The 25333-nt window shown below is 62.6% G+C and carries 24 protein-coding genes; 9 read left to right on the forward strand and 15 right to left on the reverse strand.

The annotated features are described in order from the left end of the window. The 5 genes from pdeM to LB554_RS14530 all read right to left on the reverse strand — a co-directional run bounded on the left by pdeM (position 1) and on the right by LB554_RS14530 (position 6000). Positions 1-720, reverse strand: coding sequence for a ligase-associated DNA damage response endonuclease PdeM (gene pdeM / locus LB554_RS14510; RefSeq protein ID WP_224585199.1), 720 nt, complete (start codon positions 718-720; stop codon positions 1-3). Then, entirely contained in the window at positions 713-3247 is a 2535-nt protein-coding gene (locus LB554_RS14515; RefSeq protein WP_224585200.1) for a ligase-associated DNA damage response DEXH box helicase, read from the reverse strand. Before LB554_RS14515 ends, pdeM begins: the two co-directional genes overlap by 8 nt. 68 nt (positions 3248-3315) lie before the next feature. After that, a complete protein-coding gene (locus LB554_RS14520) occupies positions 3316-4176 on the reverse strand; it encodes an NlpC/P60 family protein (RefSeq protein ID WP_224585201.1) in 861 nt (286 codons plus the stop codon). Positions 4177-4205: 29 nt separating this feature from the next. Continuing rightward, the gene (locus tag LB554_RS14525; RefSeq protein ID WP_023773016.1) at positions 4206-4556 is read right to left on the reverse strand and encodes a MarR family winged helix-turn-helix transcriptional regulator; all 351 of its coding nucleotides are present in this window, start codon (positions 4554-4556) and stop codon (positions 4206-4208) included. Positions 4557-4635: 79 nt separating this feature from the next. Then, positions 4636-6000, reverse strand: a complete 1365-nt coding sequence (locus LB554_RS14530; RefSeq protein ID WP_224585202.1) for a leucyl aminopeptidase family protein — start codon at positions 5998-6000, stop codon at positions 4636-4638. A gap of 126 nt (positions 6001-6126) precedes the next feature. Here LB554_RS14530 and LB554_RS14535 point away from each other — a divergent pair, with 126 nt between their 5' ends. Beyond that, positions 6127-6957: a tetratricopeptide repeat protein gene (locus LB554_RS14535; RefSeq protein ID WP_015319326.1), complete on the forward strand. Its 831-nt coding sequence runs from the start codon at positions 6127-6129 to the stop codon at positions 6955-6957. A gap of 88 nt (positions 6958-7045) precedes the next feature. Here the strand turns inward: LB554_RS14535 and LB554_RS14540 are convergent, their stop codons facing one another. The 9 genes from LB554_RS14540 to LB554_RS14580 all read right to left on the reverse strand — a co-directional run bounded on the left by LB554_RS14540 (position 7046) and on the right by LB554_RS14580 (position 16131). Next, positions 7046-8062: a type II secretion system F family protein gene (locus LB554_RS14540; RefSeq protein WP_015319327.1), complete on the reverse strand. Its 1017-nt coding sequence runs from the start codon at positions 8060-8062 to the stop codon at positions 7046-7048. A gap of 9 nt (positions 8063-8071) precedes the next feature. Continuing rightward, positions 8072-9085, reverse strand: coding sequence for a type II secretion system F family protein (locus LB554_RS14545; RefSeq protein WP_224585203.1), 1014 nt, complete (start codon positions 9083-9085; stop codon positions 8072-8074). A 29-nt stretch (positions 9086-9114) separates the two neighbouring features. Next, positions 9115-10626, reverse strand: a complete 1512-nt coding sequence (locus LB554_RS14550) for a CpaF family protein (protein WP_224585204.1) — start codon at positions 10624-10626, stop codon at positions 9115-9117. 23 nt (positions 10627-10649) lie between these two features. After that, complete coding sequence (locus tag LB554_RS14555; RefSeq protein ID WP_015319330.1) at positions 10650-11933, reverse strand: CpaE family protein; 1284 nt, start codon at positions 11931-11933, stop codon at positions 10650-10652. A 28-nt stretch (positions 11934-11961) separates the two neighbouring features. Beyond that, positions 11962-12690: a CpaD family pilus assembly protein gene (locus LB554_RS14560; RefSeq protein ID WP_224585205.1), complete on the reverse strand. Its 729-nt coding sequence runs from the start codon at positions 12688-12690 to the stop codon at positions 11962-11964. Between the two features lie 14 nt (positions 12691-12704). After that, the gene (locus LB554_RS14565; RefSeq protein ID WP_140660659.1) at positions 12705-14231 is read right to left on the reverse strand and encodes a type II and III secretion system protein family protein; all 1527 of its coding nucleotides are present in this window, start codon (positions 14229-14231) and stop codon (positions 12705-12707) included. Then, the gene (gene cpaB / locus LB554_RS14570) at positions 14228-15037 is read right to left on the reverse strand and encodes a Flp pilus assembly protein CpaB (RefSeq protein ID WP_140614762.1); all 810 of its coding nucleotides are present in this window, start codon (positions 15035-15037) and stop codon (positions 14228-14230) included. Before cpaB ends, LB554_RS14565 begins: the two co-directional genes overlap by 4 nt. 210 nt (positions 15038-15247) lie before the next feature. Further along, a complete protein-coding gene (locus LB554_RS14575) occupies positions 15248-15766 on the reverse strand; it encodes a prepilin peptidase (RefSeq protein ID WP_224585208.1) in 519 nt (172 codons plus the stop codon). Positions 15767-15954: 188 nt separating this feature from the next. After that, the gene (locus LB554_RS14580) at positions 15955-16131 is read right to left on the reverse strand and encodes a Flp family type IVb pilin (RefSeq protein ID WP_140614764.1); all 177 of its coding nucleotides are present in this window, start codon (positions 16129-16131) and stop codon (positions 15955-15957) included. Positions 16132-16489: 358 nt separating this feature from the next. On the opposite strand from LB554_RS14580, the gene LB554_RS14585 reads away from it, so the two are divergent. The 3 genes from LB554_RS14585 to LB554_RS14595 all read left to right on the forward strand — a co-directional run bounded on the left by LB554_RS14585 (position 16490) and on the right by LB554_RS14595 (position 18311). After that, positions 16490-16909, forward strand: a complete 420-nt coding sequence (locus tag LB554_RS14585; RefSeq protein WP_140660658.1) for a pilus assembly protein N-terminal domain-containing protein — start codon at positions 16490-16492, stop codon at positions 16907-16909. A 138-nt stretch (positions 16910-17047) separates the two neighbouring features. Next, on the forward strand, positions 17048-17629 hold the full coding sequence (locus tag LB554_RS14590) for a TadE/TadG family type IV pilus assembly protein (RefSeq protein ID WP_015319337.1): 582 nt from the start codon (positions 17048-17050) through the stop codon (positions 17627-17629). 40 nt (positions 17630-17669) lie between these two features. Then, positions 17670-18311 carry a TadE/TadG family type IV pilus assembly protein gene (locus LB554_RS14595; RefSeq protein ID WP_140660893.1) on the forward strand — a complete coding sequence of 214 codons (642 nt, stop codon included), beginning with the start codon at positions 17670-17672 and terminating at the stop codon, positions 18309-18311. A gap of 5 nt (positions 18312-18316) precedes the next feature. On the opposite strand, the gene LB554_RS14600 is transcribed toward LB554_RS14595, so the two are convergent. Next, positions 18317-19237: a phosphate/phosphite/phosphonate ABC transporter substrate-binding protein gene (locus LB554_RS14600; protein WP_224585209.1), complete on the reverse strand. Its 921-nt coding sequence runs from the start codon at positions 19235-19237 to the stop codon at positions 18317-18319. A gap of 151 nt (positions 19238-19388) precedes the next feature. Here LB554_RS14600 and LB554_RS14605 point away from each other — a divergent pair, with 151 nt between their 5' ends. From LB554_RS14605 to dnaA, 5 genes are all read left to right on the forward strand, one after another. Beyond that, on the forward strand, positions 19389-20630 hold the full coding sequence (locus LB554_RS14605) for a phosphopentomutase (RefSeq protein ID WP_224585212.1): 1242 nt from the start codon (positions 19389-19391) through the stop codon (positions 20628-20630). Then, entirely contained in the window at positions 20623-21513 is an 891-nt protein-coding gene (gene mutM, locus LB554_RS14610) for a bifunctional DNA-formamidopyrimidine glycosylase/DNA-(apurinic or apyrimidinic site) lyase (protein ID WP_224585214.1), read from the forward strand. The genes LB554_RS14605 and mutM overlap by 8 nt, the downstream gene beginning before the upstream one ends. Before the next feature lie 33 nt (positions 21514-21546). Then, the gene (locus LB554_RS14615) at positions 21547-22320 is read left to right on the forward strand and encodes an enoyl-CoA hydratase (protein WP_224585215.1); all 774 of its coding nucleotides are present in this window, start codon (positions 21547-21549) and stop codon (positions 22318-22320) included. A 179-nt stretch (positions 22321-22499) separates the two neighbouring features. Beyond that, positions 22500-22766, forward strand: coding sequence for a 30S ribosomal protein S20 (rpsT, locus tag LB554_RS14620; protein ID WP_015319343.1), 267 nt, complete (start codon positions 22500-22502; stop codon positions 22764-22766). Between the two features lie 854 nt (positions 22767-23620). After that, the gene (dnaA, locus tag LB554_RS14625; RefSeq protein ID WP_015313987.1) at positions 23621-25165 is read left to right on the forward strand and encodes a chromosomal replication initiator protein DnaA; all 1545 of its coding nucleotides are present in this window, start codon (positions 23621-23623) and stop codon (positions 25163-25165) included. The last annotated feature ends 168 nt before the right edge of the window (positions 25166-25333 follow it).

Genomic DNA, 25333 nt, shown 5'->3' on the forward strand with positions numbered 1-25333 from the left:
TCAGCCTGGCCGCAGCATCGAGTGCGAGATGGCGAAGATGCGCTCGGTGCCGAGCATGTAGGCCATCAGCGACTCCAGGCGAAACAGCCCGGCATAGGCGCGGTCGAGCACGTTGAGCGAACCGGTATAGGCGCCGAAAGCCGGCATGATCATGCGGCCGCCATCGCCGGCAAAGCAGCGCCTGCGCACCGAGCGGCCTTGTTGCACGATGCGGGCGCAGGGGTGCAGATGACCCGATATTTCCCCCTCGATCCTCACCTTCGATGGCTCATGCCGGAACAGCAGCGAGCCTATGGCCAGTTCCCGCACGGTCTCGCCAGGCAGATCCGCCGGTGCTTCGGGGTCGTGATTGCCGGCGACCCAGAACCAGTCACGGCCTGCCATCTGCGCTTCCAGCCGTTCGCGAAAGCTCGAATGCATGCGCGCGGCGCCGCCGCCATCGTGGAAGGAGTCCCCCAGGCTGATGACGACCGACGGCTGGTAATCCGATATGACCGCCTGCAGCCTGAGCAGGGTCGCGCCAGTATCATAGGGCGGGATGAGCGTGCCGCGCCGTGCCAGGGACGACCCCTTCTCCAGATGCAGGTCCGAAACTGTCAGCAGCTTGAGATCGGGGAAATACAGCACGCCGCGCGGATCGCAGACCGCGCGCTCGTCCGCGATGCCGACGAGATCGGCCTCGGCGATCAGCGATGCGCGCGCCAGCGAAAATTCATTCATCGACCATCCCGGGGCCCATCGCCTCTTCGACCAGTGTCGCCGCATCCATAAGCAGAGTTTCATCGGCCTCGCCGTTCACCGGCATCTTGCCGATCTCGAGCATGATCGGCACGGCAAGCGGCGATATCTGTTCGAGCGCCTTATGCATGATTCGACCCTGGATGCGCGAGAGCATGTCCGCAAGTCTGCTGACATCGAGCAGGCCGGTCGCCGCATCGGCACGCGTCGCCTGAAGCAGGATGTGGTCCGGCTCATGGCTGCGCAGCACATCGTAGATCAGGTCGGTCGACACGGTGACCTGCCGGCCGCTCTTCTCCTGGCCGGGGTGACGTTTTTCGATCAGGCCCGAGATCAGCGCGCAATTGCGGAAAGTGCGCTTGAGAAGCCAGCTGTCGGCCAGCCAGGCTTCGAGATCGTCGCCCAGCATGTCCTGGTCGAACAGCGCGCTCAGTGAAGGTTTCCTGGCTTTGAACATCGCGCCCATGTCGCCCAGCGACCATATGGCCAAGGCATAATCAGTGGCGACAAAGCCGAGCGGCCTGACGCCCGCCCTGTCTAGGCGACGGGTGAGCAACATGCCAAGCGTCTGGTGCGCCAGCCTGCCCTCAAAGGGATAGGCGACCAGATAATGGCGATTGCCACGCGGAAAGGTCTCGATCAGCAGATCGTCGCGCTTGGGCAGCATGGATTTGTCCGACTGGAACCGCAGCCAGTCGGCCACCTGCTCCGGCAGCTTCTTCCAGCGCTGCGGATCGTCCAGCATGATGCGGACCTGCTCTGCGAGGTAGGTCGAGAGCGGGAACTTGCCGCCGCCATAATATGGCACCTTGGCGTCGCTGCCGGGCGCGTTCGACACGAAACACTCATTCTCGCGGATGCCCTCGAAACGCAGCACCTTGCCGGCGAACATGAAAGTATCGCCATGCGTCAACGTTTCGAGGAAGGCCTCCTCGATCTTGCCGAGCACGCGGCCACCGTGCGACGCCGCCCCTTTGCTGCCGGCCTTGACGTAACGCACGTTGAGGGCGGGCACCTCGATGATGGTGCCGACATTGAGCCTGTATTGCTGGGCGACGCGCAGATTGGAGACGCGCCACAGCCCGTCCTTGTTAAGGCGGATGCGGGCATAGCGCTCATAGTTCTTCAGTGCATAGCCACCGGTGGCTACGAAATCGATGACACGGTCGAAGGTCGGCCGATCGAGGCCGGCATAGGGTGCCGCCGTTCGTACCTCCTCGTACAGGTCATCGGCGCGGAACGGTGCGCCGCAGGCGCAGCCGAGCACATGCTGGGCCAGCACGTCGAGCCCGCCATTGACCAGTGGCGGCGTATCCTGCGCGCCGAGATAATTGGCGTCGAGTGCGGCTCGGCACTCCAGCACCTCGAAACGGTTGGCGGGGATCAAAATCGCCTTGGACGGCTCATCCATGCGGTGGTTGGCACGGCCGATGCGCTGTGCCAACCGGCTGGCGCCCTTCGGAGCACCGACATGCACGACCAGATCGACATCGCCCCAGTCGATGCCGAGATCGAGCGTCGATGTGGCGACGATGGCGCGTAGCGCGTTCTCGCCCATTGCCTTCTCGACGCGCCGGCGCTGGGCGACGTCGAGCGAGCCATGATGCAGGGCGATCGGCAACGTGTCCTCGTTGACGCGCCACAACTCCTGGAACAGCAGCTCCGCCTGACTGCGTGTGTTGACGAACAGCAAGGTCGTCTTGTGGCGCTTGATCTCGCGGTAGATTTCCGGCGTGGCGTAGCGCGCCGAGTGCCCTGCCCACGGCACGCGCTCCTCGGAATCGAGGATCGAGATTTCGGGCTTGGCACCACCCGTCACAGTGATCAATTCCGCCATGTCACCCGGTGGGTTCTGGCTGACAAGCCAGCGCCGCAACTCGTCCGGCTCGGCCACCGTCGCCGACAGGCCGATCGTCTGCAGGCCAGGGACAAAGCTGCGCAACCGCGCGAGGCCGAGCGCCAAAAGATGGCCGCGTTTCGACGTCACCAGCGAATGCAATTCGTCGAGCACGACATAGCGCAGATCCTCGAAGAAGCGTCTCGCGTCGCCTGCCGCGATCAACAGCGCCAGTTGCTCCGGCGTGGTGAGCAGAATGTCGGGCGGCGCAAGCTTCTGGCGCTGGCGCTTGTGGGCGGGGGTGTCGCCGGTGCGCGTTTCGATGGTGACGGGCAGACCGATCTCCTCGACCGGCTTGGCGAGATTGCGCTCGATGTCGACGGCCAGTGCCTTAAGCGGCGAGATGTACAGCGTGTGAATCCCGCGCCGCGCCTGGCCTGGTTTTCGCCTTGGCCTGACGGCCAGTTCGGTCAGCGACGGCAGGAAGCCGGCCAGCGTCTTGCCGGCGCCGGTCGGCGCGATCAGCAGCACCGATTGCCCGGCCTGGGCCTTCGCCAGGAGCTCTATCTGATGCGCGCGTGGCGACCAGCCTTTCTCGCCGAACCATTTCAGGAATGGCTCGGGCAGGACGACTGCGGCATTCTGGTCGGCGAGGCGGGGCTCAACTGTCACGCGCCAGAGGTAGCGCGGCGACAGGCAATCGCCAAGCAGATTCGGAACAAAAGGGGATCGAGAAAGCCTTACGGGCGCCGGAACCCTGTAGGCCCGCCATAGAGATAGCCGATGCGGGCGATGGCTTCCTTCAGCCCTTCGCGCGACACAAGCATGGTGTGGCCGTTGGCGTGGATCATGGTTTCGGCGTCGGTCATGATGGCGACATGCCCTTTCCAGAACACCAGGTCACCACGTCGCAGCCCCGAAAAATCAGGGCCCGGCCCGAGCGGCTCGCCGATCGAGGCGGCCTGCATGTCGGAATCGCGCAGCACATCCTTGCCGGCCATGCGCATGGCCAGTTGCACCAGGCCGGAGCAATCGATGCCGAAGCCGGAAACACCGCCCCATAGATAGGGCGTGCCGAGAAACATCTCGGCCACCGAAACATAGTCAGGAGCAGCTTCGCGGATTGGCCGTAGATGGCCTGCGATGATCGCCTCGCCGGAAGACAACACTGCATAGGGCGTGCCGCGCGTCTCGGCGGCGCCCGTCACCGTTACGGTCGATCCCATGGACAATTGCCCGGCAATCGGAAAGCGCAGGTCCGGACCGGGATAAAGAAACGTGCGTGGCACCGAAACGATATGAGTGGACGTATGGTCGCGCCCGCCCAGCATGGCAGCGGCGACATAGCCGACATAACCATCGCGTTCGCCCTGGACCCAGGCCCAGCCTTCGGTTTGCTCGAAGACGAGGACATCGTCGCCGAAGAGGAACTGCGTGTTGATGCCGGCGTCGGGCCGCGGCCCCTTGCGCAGATCGGCCACCGAGGCGGCAATCCGCCCCGGCCGGCCGGCGACGAAACGGTCGGCCGTCACCTCGCCCTTCAGCCGCGCATCGGCAAGATCGGAGCGGAAGGCGTGGAGGCGGGCGTCCCTGGCAGTCAAATCGTCAAATCCGGTCAAATGGAAATCGGTTACATCGGCAGTTCGTGGGCCTTGGCGATGATACCATCTCCGAAGCGCTCGACAAAGAGCGCGCCTTCGACGGTGCGCTTGATCAGGACGTTGCGCTTGTCGAGCTCGTCGCGATGGCGCGACACCAGTTTCAGCGCGCCCATCGTGTCGAGCGCGCGCGTGATGACCGGCTTGGTGACGTTGAGGCGGGCGGCGAGCCCGCGCACGGTGTGCGGCGGCGGATCGAGGTAGATGGTAAACAGGATCGCCGTCTGACGCATGGTGAGATCAGGCGCGTCCTCGCGCACCTGCGACAGCATCACTTGCTGCCACAGTCGCAGGGCCTGGCTCGGGCGCATCGCAATCGACATCGCGCCAGCATGACGGCAAATTGTTTCGGTTCCGTTTCAGTTTCCAGCAATTTGCCGGCTCTGCTTGCGGGCCGTCCCTTCAGCCAAAGCGTGTCGAAATGACCCGCTCCAGCGCCCGGATGCCTTGCGCTTCACCACCAGCGGGGCCGTGGGGGCGATCGGCGGGGTTCCAGGCGAAGATGTCGAAATGCGCCCAGCTTGCCGTCTTCTCGACGAAGCGCCTGAGGAACAGCGCCGCGGTGATCGAACCGGCGAAACCATCTGATGTGACGTTGTTGATGTCGGCTATCTTCGACGACAGTTTCGCGTCGTAAGGCCGCCATAGCGGCATGCGCCACAGCGGGTCCTCGACCGCCAGCGCCGCCGCCGCCAGCTCCGAGGCAAGCGCCTCGTCATCGGTGTAGAAGGGCGGCAGGTCGGGGCCAAGCGCGACGCGGGCGGCGCCGGTCAGCGTCGCCATGTCGATGAGAAGCTGCGGCTCCTCGTCGTCGGCCAGCGCCAGCGCGTCCCCCAGCACCAGCCTACCTTCGGCGTCCGTGTTGCCGATCTCGACCGTGATGCCCTTGCGGCTCGCCAGCACGTCGCCCGGGCGGAAAGCGTTGCTGGCGATCGAATTCTCGACCGCGGGGATCAGCACGCGCAGCCGCACATTGAGCCCGGCGGCCATGATCATCGAGGCCAGGCCCAGCACATTGGCGGCGCCACCCATGTCCTTCTTCATCAACAGCATGCCCGATGACGGCTTGATGTCGAGCCCGCCCGTGTCGAAGCAGACGCCCTTGCCGACCAGCGTCACCTTCGGCGCGCCCTGCCGCCCCCAGGTCATGTCGATCAGACGCGGGGCATCGGACGAAGCGCGGCCGACGGCATGGATCATCGGGAAGTTCTGTGCGAGCAGGTCGTCGCCCTTGATGACCGAGACTTCGGCCTTGTGAGCCCCAGCCAGGATCCGCACCGCCTTCTCCAGATCGTCCGGCCCCATATCGTTGGTCGGTGTGTTGACCAGGTCGCGCGTCAGGAAAACACCATCGACGACGCGGCGAACGCGCTGCGCATCGACGCCGGCCGGCAGCTCGAAGCGCAGCGCCTTGCCCGGTTTCTTGCCGTAGCGGGCAAAGACATAACCGCCGAGCACGATTGCAAGAGCCGCCAGTTCCGGCTCCGCAGGCCTGGAGGCAAAATGCCAATCGCCCTCCGGCAAGGTTTTCGCCAGCGCACCGACGGCAAGCGCGCCCTCGCCCTCACCGAGGCCGAACATGGCGCCGCCAAGCGCTCCGTTCTCGCCTGGCAGGACCAGCGTCCTGCCAGCCTCGCCGGAAAAGCCGTTTGCCTTGGCCCATGCGACAATAGACGGCGACAGACCGGCTGCCTCCAGCCCGTCCCTGGCGACCAGATGGATTGGCAGCGGGTTCTTCGGCTTGCTCTCGACCAGTTCAACGGACATCAGATGTTTCTCCTGCCGAGTTTGCGAGTCGGCGCGTCTTAACCCTCCGTTAGGGTTAACAGAATATTTCTGCTGGAGGGAAGATGGCCACGCAATGGCCACGCATGAATGGAGGCCCAGGTGCCGATGCCGACCAACCGCACGATAGACATCCGGGGAAAACGGCTCATTACCACGGCATTCATGCTAGCGCTCGCGGCGGGCGTTGCCGGTTGCGCGACCGACAAACTCACCACAGGCTCGATCGGACGCACCAGCGGCAAGCCGCTGGAAACGATGTCGGCGGGAGAATTGCACAACGCCACGGCCGCACTTGGCCAATCCTACGCGAGGAACCCCAACGACAAGCGGATAGCGACCAACTTCGCGGCGGCGCTGCAGATGGACGGCGATGCCGACCAGTCGCTTGCCGTGATGCGCAAGCTGGCGATCGCCTACCCCAAGGACCGCGAAGTTCTCGCCGCCTATGGCAAGGCATTGGCCGCCAATGGCCAGCTCGAGGCAGCGCTCGACGCCGTGCGCCGCGCACAAACGCCGGAATACCCCGACTGGAGGCTGGTGTCGGCGGAGGCGGCCATCCTCGATCAGGTCGGCCAGAAGGACGAAGCGCGCCAACTCTACCGCAAGGCGCTTGAACTCAAGCCGAACGAGCCATCGATCCTTTCCAATCTCGGCATGTCCTATGTGCTGGAAGGGGATCTGCGCACCGCCGAGACCTATATGCGCTCTGCCGCCCAGCAGCCGAATGCCGACAGCCGGGTGCGTCAGAACCTGGCGCTCGTTGTCGGGCTGCAAGGTCGCTTCGACGAAGCCGAGAAGATCGCCTCGCAAGAACTTTCCCCCGAACAGGCACAGGCCAACGTCGCCTATCTCCGGCAGATGCTGGCCCAGCAGAACGCCTGGAGCCAGCTCAAGGATCAGGACAAGGCGAAAACGGCGAAAACCGCCAACAACTGATCGTCGCGCGGGGCGCCCGATCGCGCCAAACGAAAGAGCCGCGTGGCATTTTCCGCGCGGCTCTTTCGCTTGGATTGTGCGGATGCGCCTACTGGGTGCCGTTGCTTTGCGACTGGCCGAAGATGCCGCGCTGGCTGACCTGGATGCCGGCAGGACCCAGGATGATGGCGAACAGCACCGGCAGGAAGAACAGGATCATCGGCACGGTGAGCTTGGGCGGCAGCGCGGCGGCCTTCTTCTCGGCTGCGTTCATGCGCATGTCGCGGCTTTCTGCGGCAAGCACACGCAGTGCGAGCGCCACTGGCGTGCCGTAGCGCTCGGCCTGGACGAGCGCCTGTGACACGGACCTGACCGATTCCAAGCCGGTACGGCTCGCAAGATTCTCGTAAGCCTGCTTACGTTCCTGCAGGTATGAGAGCTCGGCGTTGGTCAGGATGAATTCTTCCGCCAGGGCCACCGATTGAGCGCCGATCTCGTCGGCGACCTTGCGCAGGCCGGCTTCCACCGACATGCCGGATTCCACGCAGATCAGCATCAGGTCGAGCGCATCCGGCCATGCCAGCTGGATCGACTGCTTGCGCTTGGTCGCGCGGTTGTTGACGTAGAGGACCGGCGCATAGAAGCCGCCATAGGCAACGAGGATGCAGACGAAAAGCCGGATCACCAATGGCTTGTCGGGCAACCCTCCCAGCACGAAAATATAGAACAGACCCAGCGCGAAACCGACAAAAGGAAGCACCAGACGGAAGAACAGAAATCGCGTTAGCGGATTTTGCCCGCGAAAGCCGGCGACCTTCAGCTTTTGCAAGGTGGACTCGTCGGCCAACGCACGGCGCAGATCGAGCCGGTCGACAATGTTGCGCATACCGACCGACTGCTGCTCGCGCAGGCCCTTGCGGCGGCGATCGGCCTCGTTCGCAAGCCGCGCGCGCTGCTTGGCGCGAAGCTCGTCACGCTCCAGCGCGACCGACTTCATGCGCGCCTTGAGCTGGTTTCCGCCAAGCGCCGGCAGCAGCGTAAAAACGGTTGCGAACACGGCGACAGCGACCAGCATCGCAATCAGGAGGCTGGGATCCGTCAGTGATTTGATGACTTGTTCGGTCATGCCACGGCCCTAGACTTCAAAATTCATCATCTTGCGCATCACGAAGATGCCGATCGACATCCAGATGCCGGAAACACCGAGGATCAGATGGCCGACGCTGGTCGTGAACAGCGGCATCAGGTAGTTGGGACTGGAGAGATAGACGAGAAAGGCAACGATGAAAGGCAAGGCGCCGATGATGGCGGCGGATGCTTTCGCCTCCATCGACAGGGCCGCGACCTTGGCCTTCATCTTCTTGCGGTCGCGCAAGACGCGCGAAAGATTGCCTAGCGCTTCGGAGAGATTGCCACCGGCTTGCGACTGGATCTGGATGACGATGCCGAAGAAGCTCGCCTCGGTGCATGGCATGGTTTCGGGCATGCGCAAGGTGGCGTCGGGGATCGACAGGCCCATCTGCTGCGAATCGACGATGCGGCGAAACTCGGTCTTGACCGGTTCAGGGGATTCGTTGGCGATGAGGCGTATGGCATCGTTCAGCGGCAGGCCGGACTTGACCGCCCGCACGATGACGTCGAGCGCGTTTGGAAATTCGTTGAGGAATGACTTGACGCGGCGGCTACGACGAAAAGAAACGAACCAACGCGGCAGGCCAAGCGCTCCGGCGAGCAGCACACCGGGCAAGACAATCATCGGCGCACCGGCCACGAACGCGACCACCGTCAGCGCGAGGCCGCAGATGGCCGAATAGATATAGAAACGTTCGATCGGCACCTTCATCCCAGCCTGGCGAAGCTGCGCTTTCAGCGGCGGCTTCTTGACGGCGGTGTCCTTGGATTTCTGCTTTTCGTCGAGGTCCTTCAGTGAATCCTGCACCGATTTGCGGCGCTTGGCGGCGTCCGCCGCCCGGTCGCGGGTGGCCTTGACGACGGAACGGTCCGTCTCGGCCGCCTTGATCGTTTCCAGCCGCTTGCCGGCCTGTTTCTCATTGCTGATCTGCTTGAACAGAAATGCATAGGCGACCGCGCCGGCGCTGAAGCCGGCGAGTACGACAAACGCCAGTACGGTGCCGTCAATTCCAAACATCGACCAGAACCTTCACGCCTGTGGGTGCGTCAGTCAGCACGTTTCTCCATGGCCTCGAGCGCTATTGCGAGGCGCTGCTCTTCGCCGTAGTAACGCGCGCGTTCCCAGAAATGCGGGCGGCCGATGCCGGTCGAGACGTGTTCTCCCAGCAGCCTGCCGTTGGCGTCCTCGCCCTTGATGTTGTAGAGGACGATATCCTGGGTGATGACGACGTCGCCCTCCATCCCGATCACTTCGGTGATATGGGTGATGCGGCGCGATCCATCGCGCAGGCGTGCCGCCTGGATGATGACGTCGATGGAGCCGACGACGATTTCGCGCACGGTTTTCTGCGGCAGCGAATAGCCGCCCATGGCGATCATGGATTCGATACGGTTCAGGCATTCGCGCGGGCTGTTGGAGTGGATCGTGCCCATCGAGCCGTCATGGCCCGTGTTCATCGCCTGAAGAAGGTCGAAGACCTCGGGTCCGCGCACTTCGCCGACGATGATGCGTTCAGGCCGCATGCGCAGGCAATTCTTGACCAGGTCGCGCATCGTCACCTCGCCCTCGCCCTCGAGATTGGGTGGACGCGTTTCCAGGCGCACGACATGCGGCTGCTGCAGCTGCAGTTCGGCCGAGTCCTCACAGGTGATGACGCGCTCGTCGCGGTCGATGTAGTTGGTCAGGCAGTTGAGCAATGTCGTCTTGCCGGAGCCGGTGCCGCCCGAGATGACGATGTTGCAGCGGACACGGCCGATGATCTTGAGAACTTCTGCCCCTTGCGGAGAGATGGCGCCGAACTTGACCAGCTGATCGAGCGTCAGCTTGTCCTTCTTGAATTTGCGGATGGTGAGCGCGGTGCCATCGATAGCCAGCGGCGGCGCAATGACGTTGACGCGCGACCCGTCGGGAAGACGAGCGTCGCAGATCGGGCTGGATTCGTCGACGCGGCGGCCGACCTGGCTGACGATGCGCTGGCAGATGTTGAGAAGCTGCTGGTTATCGCGAAACCGAATGCCGGTCTGCTCGACCTTACCGTTCACTTCGATGTAGACGTTCTTGGACCCGTTGACCATGATGTCGGCGATGTCGTCGCGCGCCAGCAACGGCTCGAGCGGCCCATAGCCAAGCACGTCATTGCAGATGTCCTCGAGCAGTTCTTCCTGCTCGGCGATCGACATCGCGAAGTTCTTGATCGCGATGATGTCGTTGACGATGTCGCGGATTTCCTCGCGCGCGCTTTCGGGGTCGAGCTTGGCGAGCTGCGACAGGTCGATCGTATCGATGAGAGCCGAGAACACCTGGCTCTTGGTGTCATAGTAGGTTTCGCTCTTTTCGCGGCCCCTCCTCGGTTCCGGCGCCATGGGTGGCGCTTCGACCGCGCGCCTGGCCGGCGGCGCGACAGGTGCGCTCGGCTGAGGCGTGGCCGCGGGCCGGGCAAGCACCGCGGTGTCGGCCGGACCCGCGGCGGCCGGCGCAATCGTAGCCGGTGCCGATGCCGGCTGGCGGAATTCCGGCGTGAACCGGTTGGCGTCGTCGTTGCCTCTTTTACCGAACATGACCGACTACCGACCCCATTGCGTCACTTCTTGTTGCGCGAGAGCTTGCCGAGCAGACTGCCCAGGCCAGCTTTCTTCTTCGCCCGGATTTCGCTGCGGCCCGTCAGCACATGGGCAATCTCGTTGATCGTGGCCACAACCGGGTTCTTGGCATCCATCTCGCCCAGCATGCGCCCGTTGTTTGCGGCATTGCCGAACAGCAGGGGATCAAAGCCGATGACCGACATTGGTGTCAGGCCGAGCGGTTCGGCGAAATCGGATGCCGAGATCTCGGGCCGCTTGGGCACGCCGGCCTGGTTGATGATCAATTTCGGCGGCGGGTCGTTTGGACGAAGCCGCTTCAACATATCGACCAGGTTCTTGGTGTTGCGCAGATTGGCCAGTTCCGGAGTCGCCGTGATGACGATCTCGTCAGCCTTGACCAGCGTGTTCTTGGCCCATCCCGTCCAGACATGAGGAACATCGAGCACAAGCAGCGGCACGCTGCGCTGCGCGGTATCGACAAGTTGCGCGAAGGCATCGGGATCGAAGTCGTAGACGCGTTCCAGCGTCGAGGGCGCCGCAAGCAGCGACAGGTGCTCGGCGCATTGGGTCAACAGCCGGTCGAGATAGACTTCGTCTATGCGCTCGGGCGAGAACACCGCCTCGGCAATGCCCTGGGCCGGATCCTGGTCGAAATTGATGTTGGCGGTGCCGAAGGCGAGATCGAGGTCGGCGACAACGACCTCGGATTTGAACAGCGAGGACATTGCCCAGGCGACGTTGTGCGCGATCGTGGAAGAGCCGACACCGCCCTTGGCGCCGACGAAGGCGACCGTGCGGCCGAGCGGTTCGGCATCCGGATCGACGAAGATCGACGACACGACGCTGACGATGTCGGCCATCGACACCGGCGCGATTACATATTCGGAGATGCCGGAACGGATGAGTTCGCGATAAAGACCGACATCATTGTAGTGACCGATCACCACCACTTTCGAGGATGGATCGCAGTATTCCGAAAGCTGGGCGAGCTGCTCCAGCAATTGCTTGGGTTCGCTGCGCGATTCCAGCAGGATCAGGTTGGGCGTCGGCGCCGACTGGTAGAATTCGATTGCGGTGGCGACGCCGCCCATATGGACCTTGAGATGCGCCTTGGTCATGCGACGGTCCTCGCCGGCGCGCTGGACCGGATTGGCAACGCCCTCGGTCTCGCAGAATGCCTGGATCGAAATGCGCGGAACCGGCCGCAACGCCTGCATCGCGGCGACGTCCTGCGGCGAGATATCGGCGCCCTCGACGGTGGCGTCATAGGCAAGGCTGCTCATGGTTGGTTGCCCCTAGACTTTGCAGTCATCAGTAATCGACTTCTTGGCTGACCGGAGGCACTGCCAACGGAACTTTCCGATAGTCATCTATGACCTGACCACGCCGTTCCGCATCGATGGTGGTCTGCTTGCGCGGCCCGAGAAGATCATTTGGATTGGCCATCTGAGCGGCAAGATTGTTCTGATAGGAGCAGCCGAAATCGGCGTAGTGCTTGTTTTCCGACGTTTCCACCAGGTCATCGGGCCAACGCCCGCATTTGTCGGTCTGTGCCCTCACCGCGATGTAGGAAACGCGAACCGGGGCTGAGGCCTCGCTCGATCCAGCCTGATAGGAGACCACGACGATCCGGTCGCGCTTGATACCGGCGGCGACCGCGAGCCGGGCGAAATCGCGGCCAGCCGCCGTCGCGGCGACTTCGTTGGCCGATCCGCTTGGAACCTGGATCGTCAATGTCGAAGCGGCAGACTTGTCGTAGCCGTCGAGGAACCCTAGAAGCGTGTCGCGCTGCGAGCCGGTCATACCACGGTCGCCGGCGCCGACGGGAAGATCGATCTTCTGGTTCTTCTCCGCGATGACGATCGGATGATTGGTGCGATAGTCGTCGGGGATGGCGCCGACGGTAACGCTGTCGCGGTGGGCGCAACCGGCCAGGAGAGCCGTCAACGCTGCCGCGAGGATCGGAAGGACCCGCAGGCTTATCCAAGAACGGCCGGAGCGCATCGCAGAGATCCTTGCCTTCAATGCTGACTGAGACATGTCCGCTTTCCCGTTCACTTGTAGATAAAGCCGACGACGCCGTGATAGCGACCGTTGGGCCTGTCGGTCTGCATGGTGCCGTAGACGCGATTGACACGCCCAAGGAACATCCCGGCGCCATCGCTCGGAGGGTTGAAATTGTCGTCCGGCTTGGCGAGATCATTGCGTGCCACTGGCCGCGCCAGGTAGGGCGTGATGATGATGACGAGCTCGCTTTCGTTGCGGACGAAGTCCTTGCTGCGGAAGAGTGTGCCGAGCACGGGAATCTTGGCGAGACCTGGCAGACCGGAGACTGCCTGACGGACATCGTCGCGCACCAGGCCGGCGATCATCATGGAGCCGCCGGAGGGTAGCTCAACGGTGGTGTCTGCCAGGCGTTTGCGGATCGACAGTATGGTCATTCCAGGCAAGGCGCCTGCCCCTTCGAGCGTAGTGGCACCTTCCGCGGTCGGCTCCGATACGGAGGTCCTGACCTTCAGGCTGATGCGCCCGGCCGACAGCACTACGGGCTGGAACTCAAGCCCAATGCCATATTCGAGCTTGTCATTGGTGTACGTAACTTGGCCGGTCTGGTTGTCGCTCGAAACATTGTTGGTGCGTCCGGTGATGAGATTGAATTCCCCACCGACCTTGAACGTCGCCTTCTCGCCAGAAACCGCCGTGAGGGTCGGTTCGGCAAGCGTCTTCATGACGCCGCTTTGCTCCATCGCGTTGACGTAGGCCTGAATTCCATTGCCGAGGCCGTCGCCGAGCCTGAAGTATGAATTCTGCGAAAGTGGCTTGCCAAGTCCGTAATTGGGCGAACTCAAGGCCCCGTAGCTGATGCCGTTCGAGCTACCGCTGCTGAGCATGTTGACACCGAGTTGCTTCATCACGGAGCGACTGACTTCGGCGACGGTCACCTTCAGCGTGACCTGGTCGTCACCGATGATCTGCAAGAGATTGACGATCTTGGAGACACGGCGCTCCTGGTCCGGGTTGTTGATGTCGACACCGCTCTGGGCCGAGCCGCCGGCGGCGGTCTGCGAATACTGGCCCGTCGTCGCCTCACCGCCCGAGACGAAGATCGTCGCCAAGTCGACCGCTCGTTTGGCGTCCAGCGGCGTGTCGACGGTGCCGGTCAGGATGACGTTGTCGTTCAGCAGTTCCACCTTCACGGTCGATGTCGGAAGGAAGCGCTTGATATAGTCTTCCAGGCCGGCGACGTCGCGTTCGATGGCAAGATCCAGGCTGGCGATCTGTTCGCCGTTCGGTCCAAAGACGAAGATGTTGGTTTCGCCGACCGACTTGCCAAAGAGATAGATACGCCTTGCGGTACGGGTCACGGCGTCGGCAACAGAGGGATTGGCGACAAGAATGTCATAGGCATCGCTCGGCAGGTCTATGACCACCGACTTGTTGAGGCCCAGCTTGACGCGCTGGGTGGCTGTCGTGGCCGACACCTGCGTGCTCTTCGCCTCGACGCCCTGCACATTCGCTCCGACCAGCAGCAGGCCGAATGCCATGGCTGCGATTGCCGGCAGTTTAGCGCTTAGCCTCATTTCCTTGCCCCTACCTCGGAGACTTCGCCCGACTTGATCAGCCTCACCGTTCCCCTGCGACCATTGCCGGAAACGAGATAGTCGGCCTCGTCCACATTCTTTTCCTGGGTGTCCGTGATCGCCCGCAGCGCCAGCGTCAGGCGATCCGCCATCTGCTGGGCAACGGTGATGATCTCCGCCTGTTTGGGTGTCAGCTCCAGCGTGGCGGTCTGGCCTACCCTGGTCTTCTTGCCTTCCTCGTCTTCCTGGATGGTCTGATCGATTGCCAGAACGCGGATATTCTTCAGGATGGTCTCGGTGCTGAAGCCGGCCCCGGTGTTGGCATCGGCCCTGCGGGTCATGATGACGTCGACGAAATCGTTTGGAAGAATGAAGCCGCCGGCCGAGGTGTCGGCCGATATGGTCGTGGCGACGGCCCGCATGCCGGAAGGCAGGATGGACGACATGAAGCTTTGCCCCTCGCCGATCAGCTTGGAGCGCCGCACGGGCTCGCCCGCATACATCGGCACACGGGCAATCGACCCTTTCAGCTTCTCCAGGGCATCGGGAGCGGTGGCCTTGGTGATGAAATTCGCGTTGATGCCGTCAGCGGGCCAGGATTGCCAGGCGATGCTGTTCTGGAGCGCGTTGCCCATCGCGACATCACCCGAAAGCACGAGCACATCCTGCAGGGATACCGCCGGAGCCTGGGGGCCAGAATCGACGACGATCTGAGGCGGCGGAGCGACCATGTTTTTTGCGACATAGCCAGCACCGCCCGCCGCGGCCACCGCCACGCTCAGAATAATCAATCGGGATGCTGGCATCTGTCCGAACCCTCGCCCTTGGCAAACCACCTAGCCAAGCCGGACTTTGCAGCGGCAATCGTCAAAACAAGGTTAATGCAATGCTTACGATCGTGATTAATTTAAGGTTTACATAAATTGGATGGATCGCGCCGAGATGCGTGGAAATGCTGGGCCGCCGCTCCGCAAGACGGCTTGCAAGGCATGCCAGCCGACGAAAAATTGATGAATTCAGTTCGCCAGGCTTGCCAGCGCCCATACCATCATGGGGGAATCGGGGAAGGTCAGCAGTCCGCCCAGGCCGAGCGCGATCCCGTAGGGAACACCGGCCGACTCTTCGGCGAAATGACGCAGGAATGGATTGCGGCCGGTGAAAACCGCCAGCGTCGATTTCCGGTAAAGCAGGATCGCGATTGTCAGAAGGCCGCCGATGAATGTCGAGACGACCAGATATTCGACGAGATGCACGTTGAGCCCCATCCACACGGCCGTGGCGGCCAGCAGTTTGGCGTCGCCGCCGCCCATGCCACCCAAGGCGAACAGGCCGAACGTCACGGCAAGGACGATGGCGCCGGCGGCGAAATGTCCGCCATAGGCTGCCCAGTCCATGCCCGTCAGCGGCGCCACCAGCGCGAAGACGACGACAAGCAGCACCGGCACGCGATTGGCGATCGTCATCGACAGCATGTCGGAGATCGCGGCAAACAGCATGCAGAACGGGAAGACGACGAAGATCAGGGCTTCAAGCATCGGCGCTTATGCCTATTGTGCGGATTTCCAGGATACTCAATCTAGGTCGGTTCGATTAACGATTGATGAGGTCCGCATGAAAAGACGGTCGTTGTCAGCAGCACTCTGGACCGGTCACAGAGAAACAGGGGCCGCAATGTGGCGGCCCCTGTCCAGAATGCAATCCAGGTGATCAGCAAATAAGCAGATCAGCTGCCGCTGCTGTTCAGCGTTGTACCGATGGTCGTGAACTTGGCGTTGATGGCATTGCCGAGCGCGCCTGCGCCGGTGATGATGGCGAGCGCGATGAGAGCGGCGATCAGACCATATTCGATGGCGGTCGCGCCGGATTCGTCCTTCACGAAACGTGCGATGAGATTAGACATTCGAGAGCTCCTACTCCACGTGTTACAGCACTTCCGTCAACTTCTGTGGTGGTTGATCGGATGCTGCAAATCTAGGGAGAAGCTCTTTCGATCGGCTTAATAAACAGCCTTACCGATTCCTTTCCCGGCTAGAACATATTGCGTGGTTAACTCCACACTAAGCGCTGGCTAATGTTCTGTTTTGCAGGTCGACGCCGCAAACGGCAAGGGCTTGGGCAGGCTTGCGACGCCTGCACGAGTCCGATGATGCGCTCGGCCATGCCGATCGCCACATCCGGGCGCAACAAGTCAACTTAACCGTTGGTTCACCAATCTCGTTCATGTTCCGTTGAACAGTCCGCTTGCGTGGAGCGCCGTGATGGCCGTGCCGAGATCCTCAATTCTGATTGCCGTGCTTCTTGCCGCCAGCTTGACCGCGCCCGCCAGGGCCGGCGCCGGGATCGAGGTCACCATGAACCAGGCCAAGATCGTGAAATTGTCGCGCCCCGCCGATACGATCGTCGTGGGCAACCCGGCAATCGCCGACGCCTCCGTCCAGGATGCCTCGACGATCGTGCTCACCGGCAAGGGTTTCGGTGTCACCAATCTCGTCGTTCTCGACCCAGAGGGCAGCCCGATCGTCGACGCACAGGTTACCGTGGTCCGCCAGGCGGCCTCGTCGGTTCGCATTTACCGGCGCGCGGAGGTCCAGACCATGTCGTGCACGCCCTATTGCGAAAGCTCCTACAAGAGCGACGCGGAGAAATCGTCCGAAGCCGAGATGAGCGTCAGCAAATAAGCCATGCGGGCCGTGCCAGCGCCCAGGTTACTGCCTGGTTAAAGCGCCTGCGCCGAGTTTAACGATCATTCAAACCGGACCTCAATTGGTTTGCACTAATACACCTGTCAGCACCGTCCAGGATGGCAGGAACATCGCATGAGCAAGGAAATCGGCTCGACAGATCAACGCAAGATCGAGCGCGCCAGGCCTTTCCAGCGCTTCGTGCGCGACCGGCGCGGCGCCACGGCGCTGGAGTTCGCGCTGCTTGCGATGCCGTTCGCGCTTCTCGTCTTCGCCATCCTCGAAAGCTGCATCTCGTTTGCCAGCCAGGAGGTGATGGCCAACATTACAGACGATGTCGCGCGCCGGCTGCGCACCGGCCAGTTGAGGGCCGCTGACGTCGCCGGAGACAATTTGAAGAACATGATCTGCGGCAAGCTGGAAATCATCGTTTCGCAGGATTGCCCCAATCAGTTGAGCGTCGATCTTCGCCAGTACACGGCTTTCGCCGACGCGGCCCAGGCCGGCTTCAGGATTCAGGGCGGTAACATCCAGCTGACGAATAGCGGCGCCGATGTGCCCTTTACCGTCACGGCGGGTGCGGCGGAGTCAAGGAACATGCTGCGGGTTTTCTACAAATGGCCCATCATGACCAACCTGATGGCGCAGTCGATGGGCGGCAACAAAACGCTGCATTTCGCTTCGGTGACCTGGCAGAACGAGCCGTTCGACAATTGAGACAATCACCGAAGCAACAACAAGAAAAAAGGCAGTGAATATGATGCGTGCGGGGGCACATCAGGGAATTGCTGGGCTCTGGGGCAAATCAATGCTCTGGGGCAAATCAATCCGGTTCTGGTCCAATCGTCGTGGCGTCGCGGCGGTCGAGTTCGCGCTTATCGCGCCTATCCTGCTGGTCATGTATTTCATGACCATGGAGGCTTCGCAGGCCATCGAGACAAGCAAGAAGGTCAGCCGTGTCGGCAGCATGGTCGCCGATCTCGTCACACAACAGCCGACCATCGCCAAAGTGGACCTCGATGCCATCATGAAGATCGGCACCTTGACCCTTCAACCCTATAACCGCTCCGTGCCGGACATCACCATCACGGCCATACAGGTCACCACCGATGCCACGCCGCAGGTCCTGGTGGTGTGGTCGCGCAAGGTGGTCAACGGTGTGAACGGCGTCGGAGCCACCGCCGGCACCGCCACCACGGTTCCGGCAAGCCTCAGGGTCCCCGGAACCTTCCTCGTCCGCGTCGACAGCACCCTGGCCTATAAGCCGATCATCAGCTGGACGACCGACAGCCAACAGAAGCTCGGGTTTGTCGAGACGCTCGCCAAAGGCATGACGATGGGCGAAACCTATTATCTGCGTCCCCGCAGAAGCGTCACGATCCCTTGCAGCGATTGCTGAAAGACTTATTGCCGCCCATCGACCGATACCATCCGCACGATGGCCTCCGCCGCCGCATAGTCCTTGGGAGCCACGGGCATGAAGCCGCCAGCATGCTTCGGCTCCAGAAGGTCGTAGACATCCGGCGTCGTCGATTTGAGGTTGGTGAGGAACACGGTCAGCCGACGCTTGGCTTCCGGATCGAGGTCGCCGCGCACCGCATGGGGACCGTATCTCAGCACACCCGACGTCCACACGACCTGAAGGGCCGACGCCGAAAGGCCTGATGCCTCGAGCCTTGCCTGGGTGCCCCCGGGCGGTCGCGGCTGACCGTCGGCCGCTGCCTTCACCCAGCCGAACATGGCGTCGGCCTCGCCGCCGACGAGCATGGTTTCGGCCGCCGACGCCGACGGGGCATGGACAAGGAACGGTGCGTCTTCGGCTATCCTGACGTGTTCGGCGGCCAAGCCCGCCAGCGGCAAAAGCGAACCGCCGACGCTGTCCGGCGGCGGCATGGCGATCCGGCGGGTCTCCATGTCAGCCAGGCCGGGCAATTTGCCGTCCCTGGTCAGCAGTACCGAGCGGATGCCGGCCGCACCGTCTGAATCGACCGGAGCCACGAGCGGCTCGACGCATTCGCAGCGTTGCAGCGCCGTGGCGTAGGCGGTCGCCGAATAGATGGCGTATTCGATCCGCGCATTGGCCTGTGCCTCGATCAGTGCCGCGTAATCACGGGCAACGACGAATTCCACCTTCATGCCGAGCGCATCGGTAAAAGCTTGCGTCAGCACGGCCAGCCCCGGAACGGTATTGCCGGCGCCGGGTTCGGCGAGGATACCGATGCGAAATGTGCCGATATCGTCGCGCCAGTCTGCCCACGCCGGTCCACAACAGAACGCACCGTTCACAGCCATGAGGGCAGTCCATGTCTTGAGCGCAGCCTTCATGACGGGACCGCCTTGCCTCTTGTTTCGTCCATGGGCGCCCAACTGGTCGCGACACCTGATCTTTGTGCCTGTATTGCTGTTTGGTTTCCGAATTGCCAAGGCCGCCGTGGAACCCTATGTCTTGAGGTCCACACTGGCAACAAATGACCCGATGGCGCGTGCATTCCTCTTTGTCCTGGATTCCTTCGGCATCGGCGGCGCGGCCGACGCAGAACGTTATGGCGACTCCGGTGCAAACACGCTGGCGCACATCGCCGAAGCTTGCGCGGAAGGGCGCGCCGATCGCGACGGGCTTCGTCAGGGACCACTGTTCGTCCCCCACATGGCATCGCTGGGACTTGGCAAGGCGGCCGAGACGGCGACAGGACTGGGTTTTGCTCATTTCGGGACGGACCTGCTCGCCAATGCCTTCCATGGCGCGGCGCAGGAGATTTCGAGCGGCAAGGACACGCCTTCCGGCCACTGGGAGATCGCAGGCCTGCCAGTACGCTTCGACTGGGGTTATTTCCCGGATACGGTTCCCGCCTTTCCGGCCGACCTGACCGAGGCGATCATCCGCGAGGGCAAGGTTTCAGGCATCCTCGGCAATTGCCATGCGCCAGGCACCGAGATCATCGAGCGGTTCGGCGAGGAACACATCCGCACGGGCAAGCCGATCTGCTACACGTCGGTCGATTCCGTCCTGCAGATCGCCGCGCATGAGATCCATTTCGGCCTGGAGCGGCTCTATGAATTGTGCCAGGTGGTGCGGCGGCTGGTTGACCCGCTGAGGATCGGACGGGTGATCGCGCGCCCCTTCGTCGGCGAGACGTCAGCCACCTTCGAACGAACCTACAACCGCCACGACTACGCCGTGCCGCCACCCGAAGCGACATTGCTCGACCGGCTGACGGCGCGCGGCAGCCGCGTCATCGCCGTTGGCAAGATCGGCGACATCTTCGCCCATCGCGGGATTTCGCAGGTGCGCAAGGCGGCGGGCAACATGGCCATGTTCGACCAGGCGCTGGGCGCCATGGACGAGGCGGGCGACGGTGACCTCGTGTTCGCCAATTTCGTCGATTTCGACACCGAATTCGGCCATCGCCGCGACGTCGCCGGTTATGCCGCCGCACTCGAGGCCTTCGACCGGCGTCTGCCGGAGGCGTTTGCGAAGCTGAAGCAGGGCGACCTTCTCATCCTGACCGCCGACCACGGCAACGATCCGACCTGGCGCGGCACCGATCATACGCGCGAACGCATTCCGGTCATCGGCACTGGACCCGGCCTCAAAGGCGGCGACATAGGGCTGAGGGCGACATTCGCCGATATCGGCGAGACGGTTGCCGAACATCTGCGGCTGGCGCGCGGCCGTAACGGCACGTCCTTCCACGCCACGATTGGCGGTCATGCCTGAATTGCCCGAAGTCGAAACGGTCCGGCGCGGCCTGCAGCCGGTCCTGGAAGGTGCCCATCTGGCCAAGGTCGAGATGAGACGACCCGATCTGCGCTTCCCCTTTCCCGAACGGTTCTCGGAGCGGCTGACAGGCAGGACGGTCACGGCGCTTGGCCGGCGCGCCAAATATCTGACCATGCATATGCAAGGTGGTCCGGTTCTGATCTGCCACCTCGGCATGTCGGGCTCCTTTCGCATCGAGACCGGCGACGACGACGAGACACCGGGCGTGTTCCATCATGAGCGTTCGAAGAGCGCGGCACACGATCATGTCGTGTTCCATGTCGTTTCCGCGGCCGGCGCGCGCTCCCGGGTGATCTTCAACGACCCGCGCCGCTTCGGTTTCATGCTGTTTGCGGAAGAGCCGCCGGAGACGCATCCGATGCTGGGCGGGCTGGGTGTCGAGCCCACCGGCAATGCGCTGGACGGCGGTCTCCTTGCCTCGCTGCTGAAAGGCCGCAGAGCGCCGCTCAAGGCAGCGCTTCTCGACCAGAGGCTGATCGCCGGCTTGGGCAATATATACGTCTCGGAGGCGCTCTGGCGCGCAGGGCTGTCACCCCTGCGCGAGGCAGGCACCATCGCCAAGCCAGGCAAGAAGGCCAGGGAACAAAGCGAAGGCCTCGCCGAGGCAATCCGTTCGGTCGTCGCGGACGCCATCGCGGCCGGCGGGTCTTCACTGCGCGACTATGTGCGCACCGATGGGTCGCTGGGCTATTTCCAGCATTCCTTCGCCGTGTACGACCGCGAGGGTGAGCCTTGCCCCAAGCCCGGCTGCCGCGGCCATGTCCAACGTATCGTGCAGAGCGGACGCTCGACCTTCTATTGCCGGACCTGTCAGAGGTAAGCTAGACCGCCGTCGAGCAAGGAGAAGCAGCCCATGGACTATGAGACGATCATCACCGAGACGCGTGGCAAGGTCGGGCTGATCACGCTGGACCGGCCAAAGGCGCTCAATGCCTTGAATTCCCGGATCCTTGCTGAACTCGTCTCGGCCGTGAACGGTTTCTGCGCCGATCCTGGCATCGGCGCCGTGGTTGTTACCGGTTCCGACAAGGCCTTCGCCGCCGGTGCCGACATCAAGGAAATGCAGGCGATCTCCTACGCCGATGCCTACATCCAGGACTTCTTCGTTGGCTGGGAAGAGTTCACGCGGGCACGAAAGCCGATCGTCGCGGCGGTGGCCGGCTATGCCCTGGGAGGCGGCTGCGAACTCGCCATGATGTGCGACTTCATTATTGCCGCCGATACGGCCAAATTCGGCCAGCCCGAGATCACGCTCGGTGTCATTCCCGGCATGGGCGGGTCGCAACGCCTGACCCGGTTCGTCGGCAAATCGAAAGCAATGGACATGTGCCTGACGGGACGGATGATGGATGCCGCCGAGGCCGAACGTTCGGGCCTGGTGTCGCGGGTCGTTCCGGCCGCCGAGCTGGTCGAAGAGGCCGTCAAGGCGGCGGCCAAAATCGCGGATTTCTCGCTGCCATCGGTGATGATGGCCAAGGAAGCGGTGAACCGGGCCTATGAGACGACGCTTGCCGAGGGATTGCGCTTCGAACGCCGCCTGTTCCACTCGCTTTTCGCGCTCGAAGACCAGAAGGAAGGGATGGCGGCGTTCGCCGAAAAGCGGAAGCCGAATTTCACCAACCGGTAGGGCGTGGCGGGCCAGCGTCCGAAACCCGTGGCATCGGCAAAAAGAACGCCCGTCGGCGTTGACGCGCCGGAAAAGCTGAACTATAAGCCGCACCAACCGAGGCGGCCCCGTGGCTGCCCGTTTGTTTTTTGCGCCCTGCGGCACGCCGCGTGCGCCGACCAGATCAGAAGAGAGGCATCATGGCCAACACATCCTCGGCCAAAAAGGCAACGCGCAAGATCGCCCGCCGCGCAGCGATCAACAAGAACCGCCGCTCGCGCGTCCGCACCTACGTGCGCCAGGTCGAAGAGGCACTCGCCTCCGGCGACAAGGCCGCCGCACAGGCCGCCTTCAAGGCAGCCGAGCCGGAATTGATGCGCGCCGCAACCAAGGGCGTGATGCACAAGAACACAGCGTCCCGCAAGGTGTCGCGCCTCGCCCAGCGCCTCAAGGTGCTGTCGGCCTGACATCGCCTTTTCAGGACGATCTTCTTCGAACCCGGCCGATCGCGCCGGGTTTTTTCGTTTGCCGGCAAGTACTTAAAAAGAATAGCCGCAGACAGCCCCAAGTGCAGATTCCCGAGTGCGAAATGATTTGCCGGCACATACATTCCCGCTGATGACCGGCACGCTTGAAAAGCGCCGACTGAAAAAACTACGCTCCGCACAAATAGCTATTTTTTTTCAATCAGTTAGCGGCAGTCATCCACAGCTTGTCCACAACGCGCCGAAGAGACGGGAGGACAACTGGCTGTCAAGTGAATTATTTCAGAAAATTTCGCGCCGGCCCGGCTTTTTCATATTCGTCGGAAAAGGGTTTGAATCCCAATGGCTTTGTCAAAATATGCCGCTGCGGCATGGCGCTCCAACCTGCCCGAGGTAACCAGATTCCTTAAAAATCCGTTAGACGTGGCCTTGCCCTATCCACAGCGATTTCGGTAATGTCGATCTATCGAACGGGACGGGCCTCTGGCCCTAACCCAGCCTTACGCGGCCAGCTTAAATTGGCGGGATTTGCGACGTGGATCAAGTCCGCGAACGGGTATGGTTTGCTCTTTTTCGATACGGTAGGGGACTGGCGTAACTAGACATGGCAGGTAGGACGGCGCGCCGGCGCTCTTTCGCCGGACGGCGTTGTATTGCCCTGACATACCCAACGCGGACTGGCTTCCATGGGCCGGCACCGGTTCCCGTCGGATAGTGGGCGACGTTCATTGCCGGCGGCGGCAATGGGCATCGTAGCGAAGACACGGTCGCCGGAAAAGGATGCAGGAGGCGCATCCCCAGCGAAAAACAGGTACAGAAAGGCAAGGAACTCGATCATGCAGAGCGGCATCGAAAGGGAGCTTACGGGCGACCTCCCATTTCCTGGAACTTTGATCGGAGCAAACGAGATGGCGGTCTCCAGCGACGCGGAACAGAAGTTCGACCGGGTCAAGGCCCAGTTGAAGGCGCGCCTGGGAACCGAAGTCTATTCCAGCTGGTTTGGGCGCATGAAGGTCGCGGAAGCGTCCAAGGGCATTGTCCGCATCTCCGTGCCCACCGCATTCCTGCGCTCGTGGATCAACGGCCACTATCATGATCTCATTTCAGAGCTGTGGAAGCACGAGGATCCCGAGCTTCTCAAGATCGAAATCGTCGTGCGCACCGCAACCCGTCAGGGGCGCGGCCAGCCCGAACCGGAATTGGCGCCGGCCCGCAAGATGACGCGGCAGACGCAGACGGCGCTGGCCGCCGGCACCGTCAGTCCAAGTAGGGTGGAGCGGTCTCCGATGCCGCGTCCGGGCGTGCCGGTCGAGAGCGAGTTCCGCCACAATGTCCTGGGATCACCGCTTGATCCGCGTTACACGTTCGGCTCCTTCATCGAGGGACCGTCGAACCGCGTTGCCTTCGCCGCCGCCAAGGCCGTGGCGGAATCGCAGTCGAGCGCGGTACGCTTCAACCCGCTTTTCCTGCATGCCACCGTCGGGCTCGGCAAGACGCACCTGCTGCAGGCCATCGCGGCGGAATCGCTGAAGCAAAACCCGAAGTCACGCGTCGTCTACCTCACCGCGGAGTATTTCATGTGGCGCTTCGCCACGGCGATCCGCGACAACAACGCACTGACGCTCAAGGAGCAGTTGCGCGACATCGATCTCTTGATCATCGATGACATGCAATTCCTGCAGGGCAAATCGATCCAGCATGAATTCTGTCATCTGATCAACATGCTGCTCGACAGCGCCAAGCAGGTCGTCGTTGCCGCCGACCGGCCACCGTCGGAGCTGGAATCGCTCGAACCGCGGGTCCGTTCGCGTCTCAATGGCGGCGTCGCGCTCGAAATGTCGGCGCCCGATTTCGCCATGCGGCTCGGCATGCTCAAACTGCGTCTGGCCACGGCCAGGATCGACGATGCATCGCTGGGCATTTCCGAAGAGATCCTCAACCACGTTGCCCGCACCGTGACCGGCAGCGGACGTGAACTGGAGGGCGCCTTCAACCAGCTCCTGTTTCGCCAGTCGTTCGAGCCGCAGATCACCATCGACCGCATCGACGAGATCCTCGGCCACATCTATCGCACGGGCGAGCCGAAGCGGGTCCGTATCGAGGACATTCAGCGCATCGTGGCGCGTCACTACAACGTCTCGAAGACGGAATTGCTGTCCAATCGGCGCACGCGCACCATCGTCAAGCCGCGACAGGTCGCCATGTATCTGTCGAAGGTGATGACGCCGCGCTCGCTGCCGGAAATCGGACGGCGCTTCGGTGGCCGCGATCACACGACGGTGCTGCACGCCGTGCGCAAGATCGAGGACCTTTCCGGCAATGACAACACGCTGGCGCAGGAACTGGAATTGCTGAGAAGGCTGATCAACGACCAGGCCTGACCGGCTGGAAAGCGCCCGCTTGCGGGGTTGGCCAGCTTTATCCCCAGAAAGCCCGCGCAACCGGCCCGAACCGGTGGCGCGGGCTTGCGTTCACTGGTTTTTTCCTGTCAGTTTGCGTAGATTCTGAAGCCTGTTCAGAGCTTTCGCGGGCCGCCGGCAGCCGGAGAC

Source organism: Mesorhizobium sp. CO1-1-11 (assembly GCF_020164995.1).
GTDB lineage: Bacteria > Pseudomonadota > Alphaproteobacteria > Rhizobiales > Rhizobiaceae > Mesorhizobium > Mesorhizobium australicum.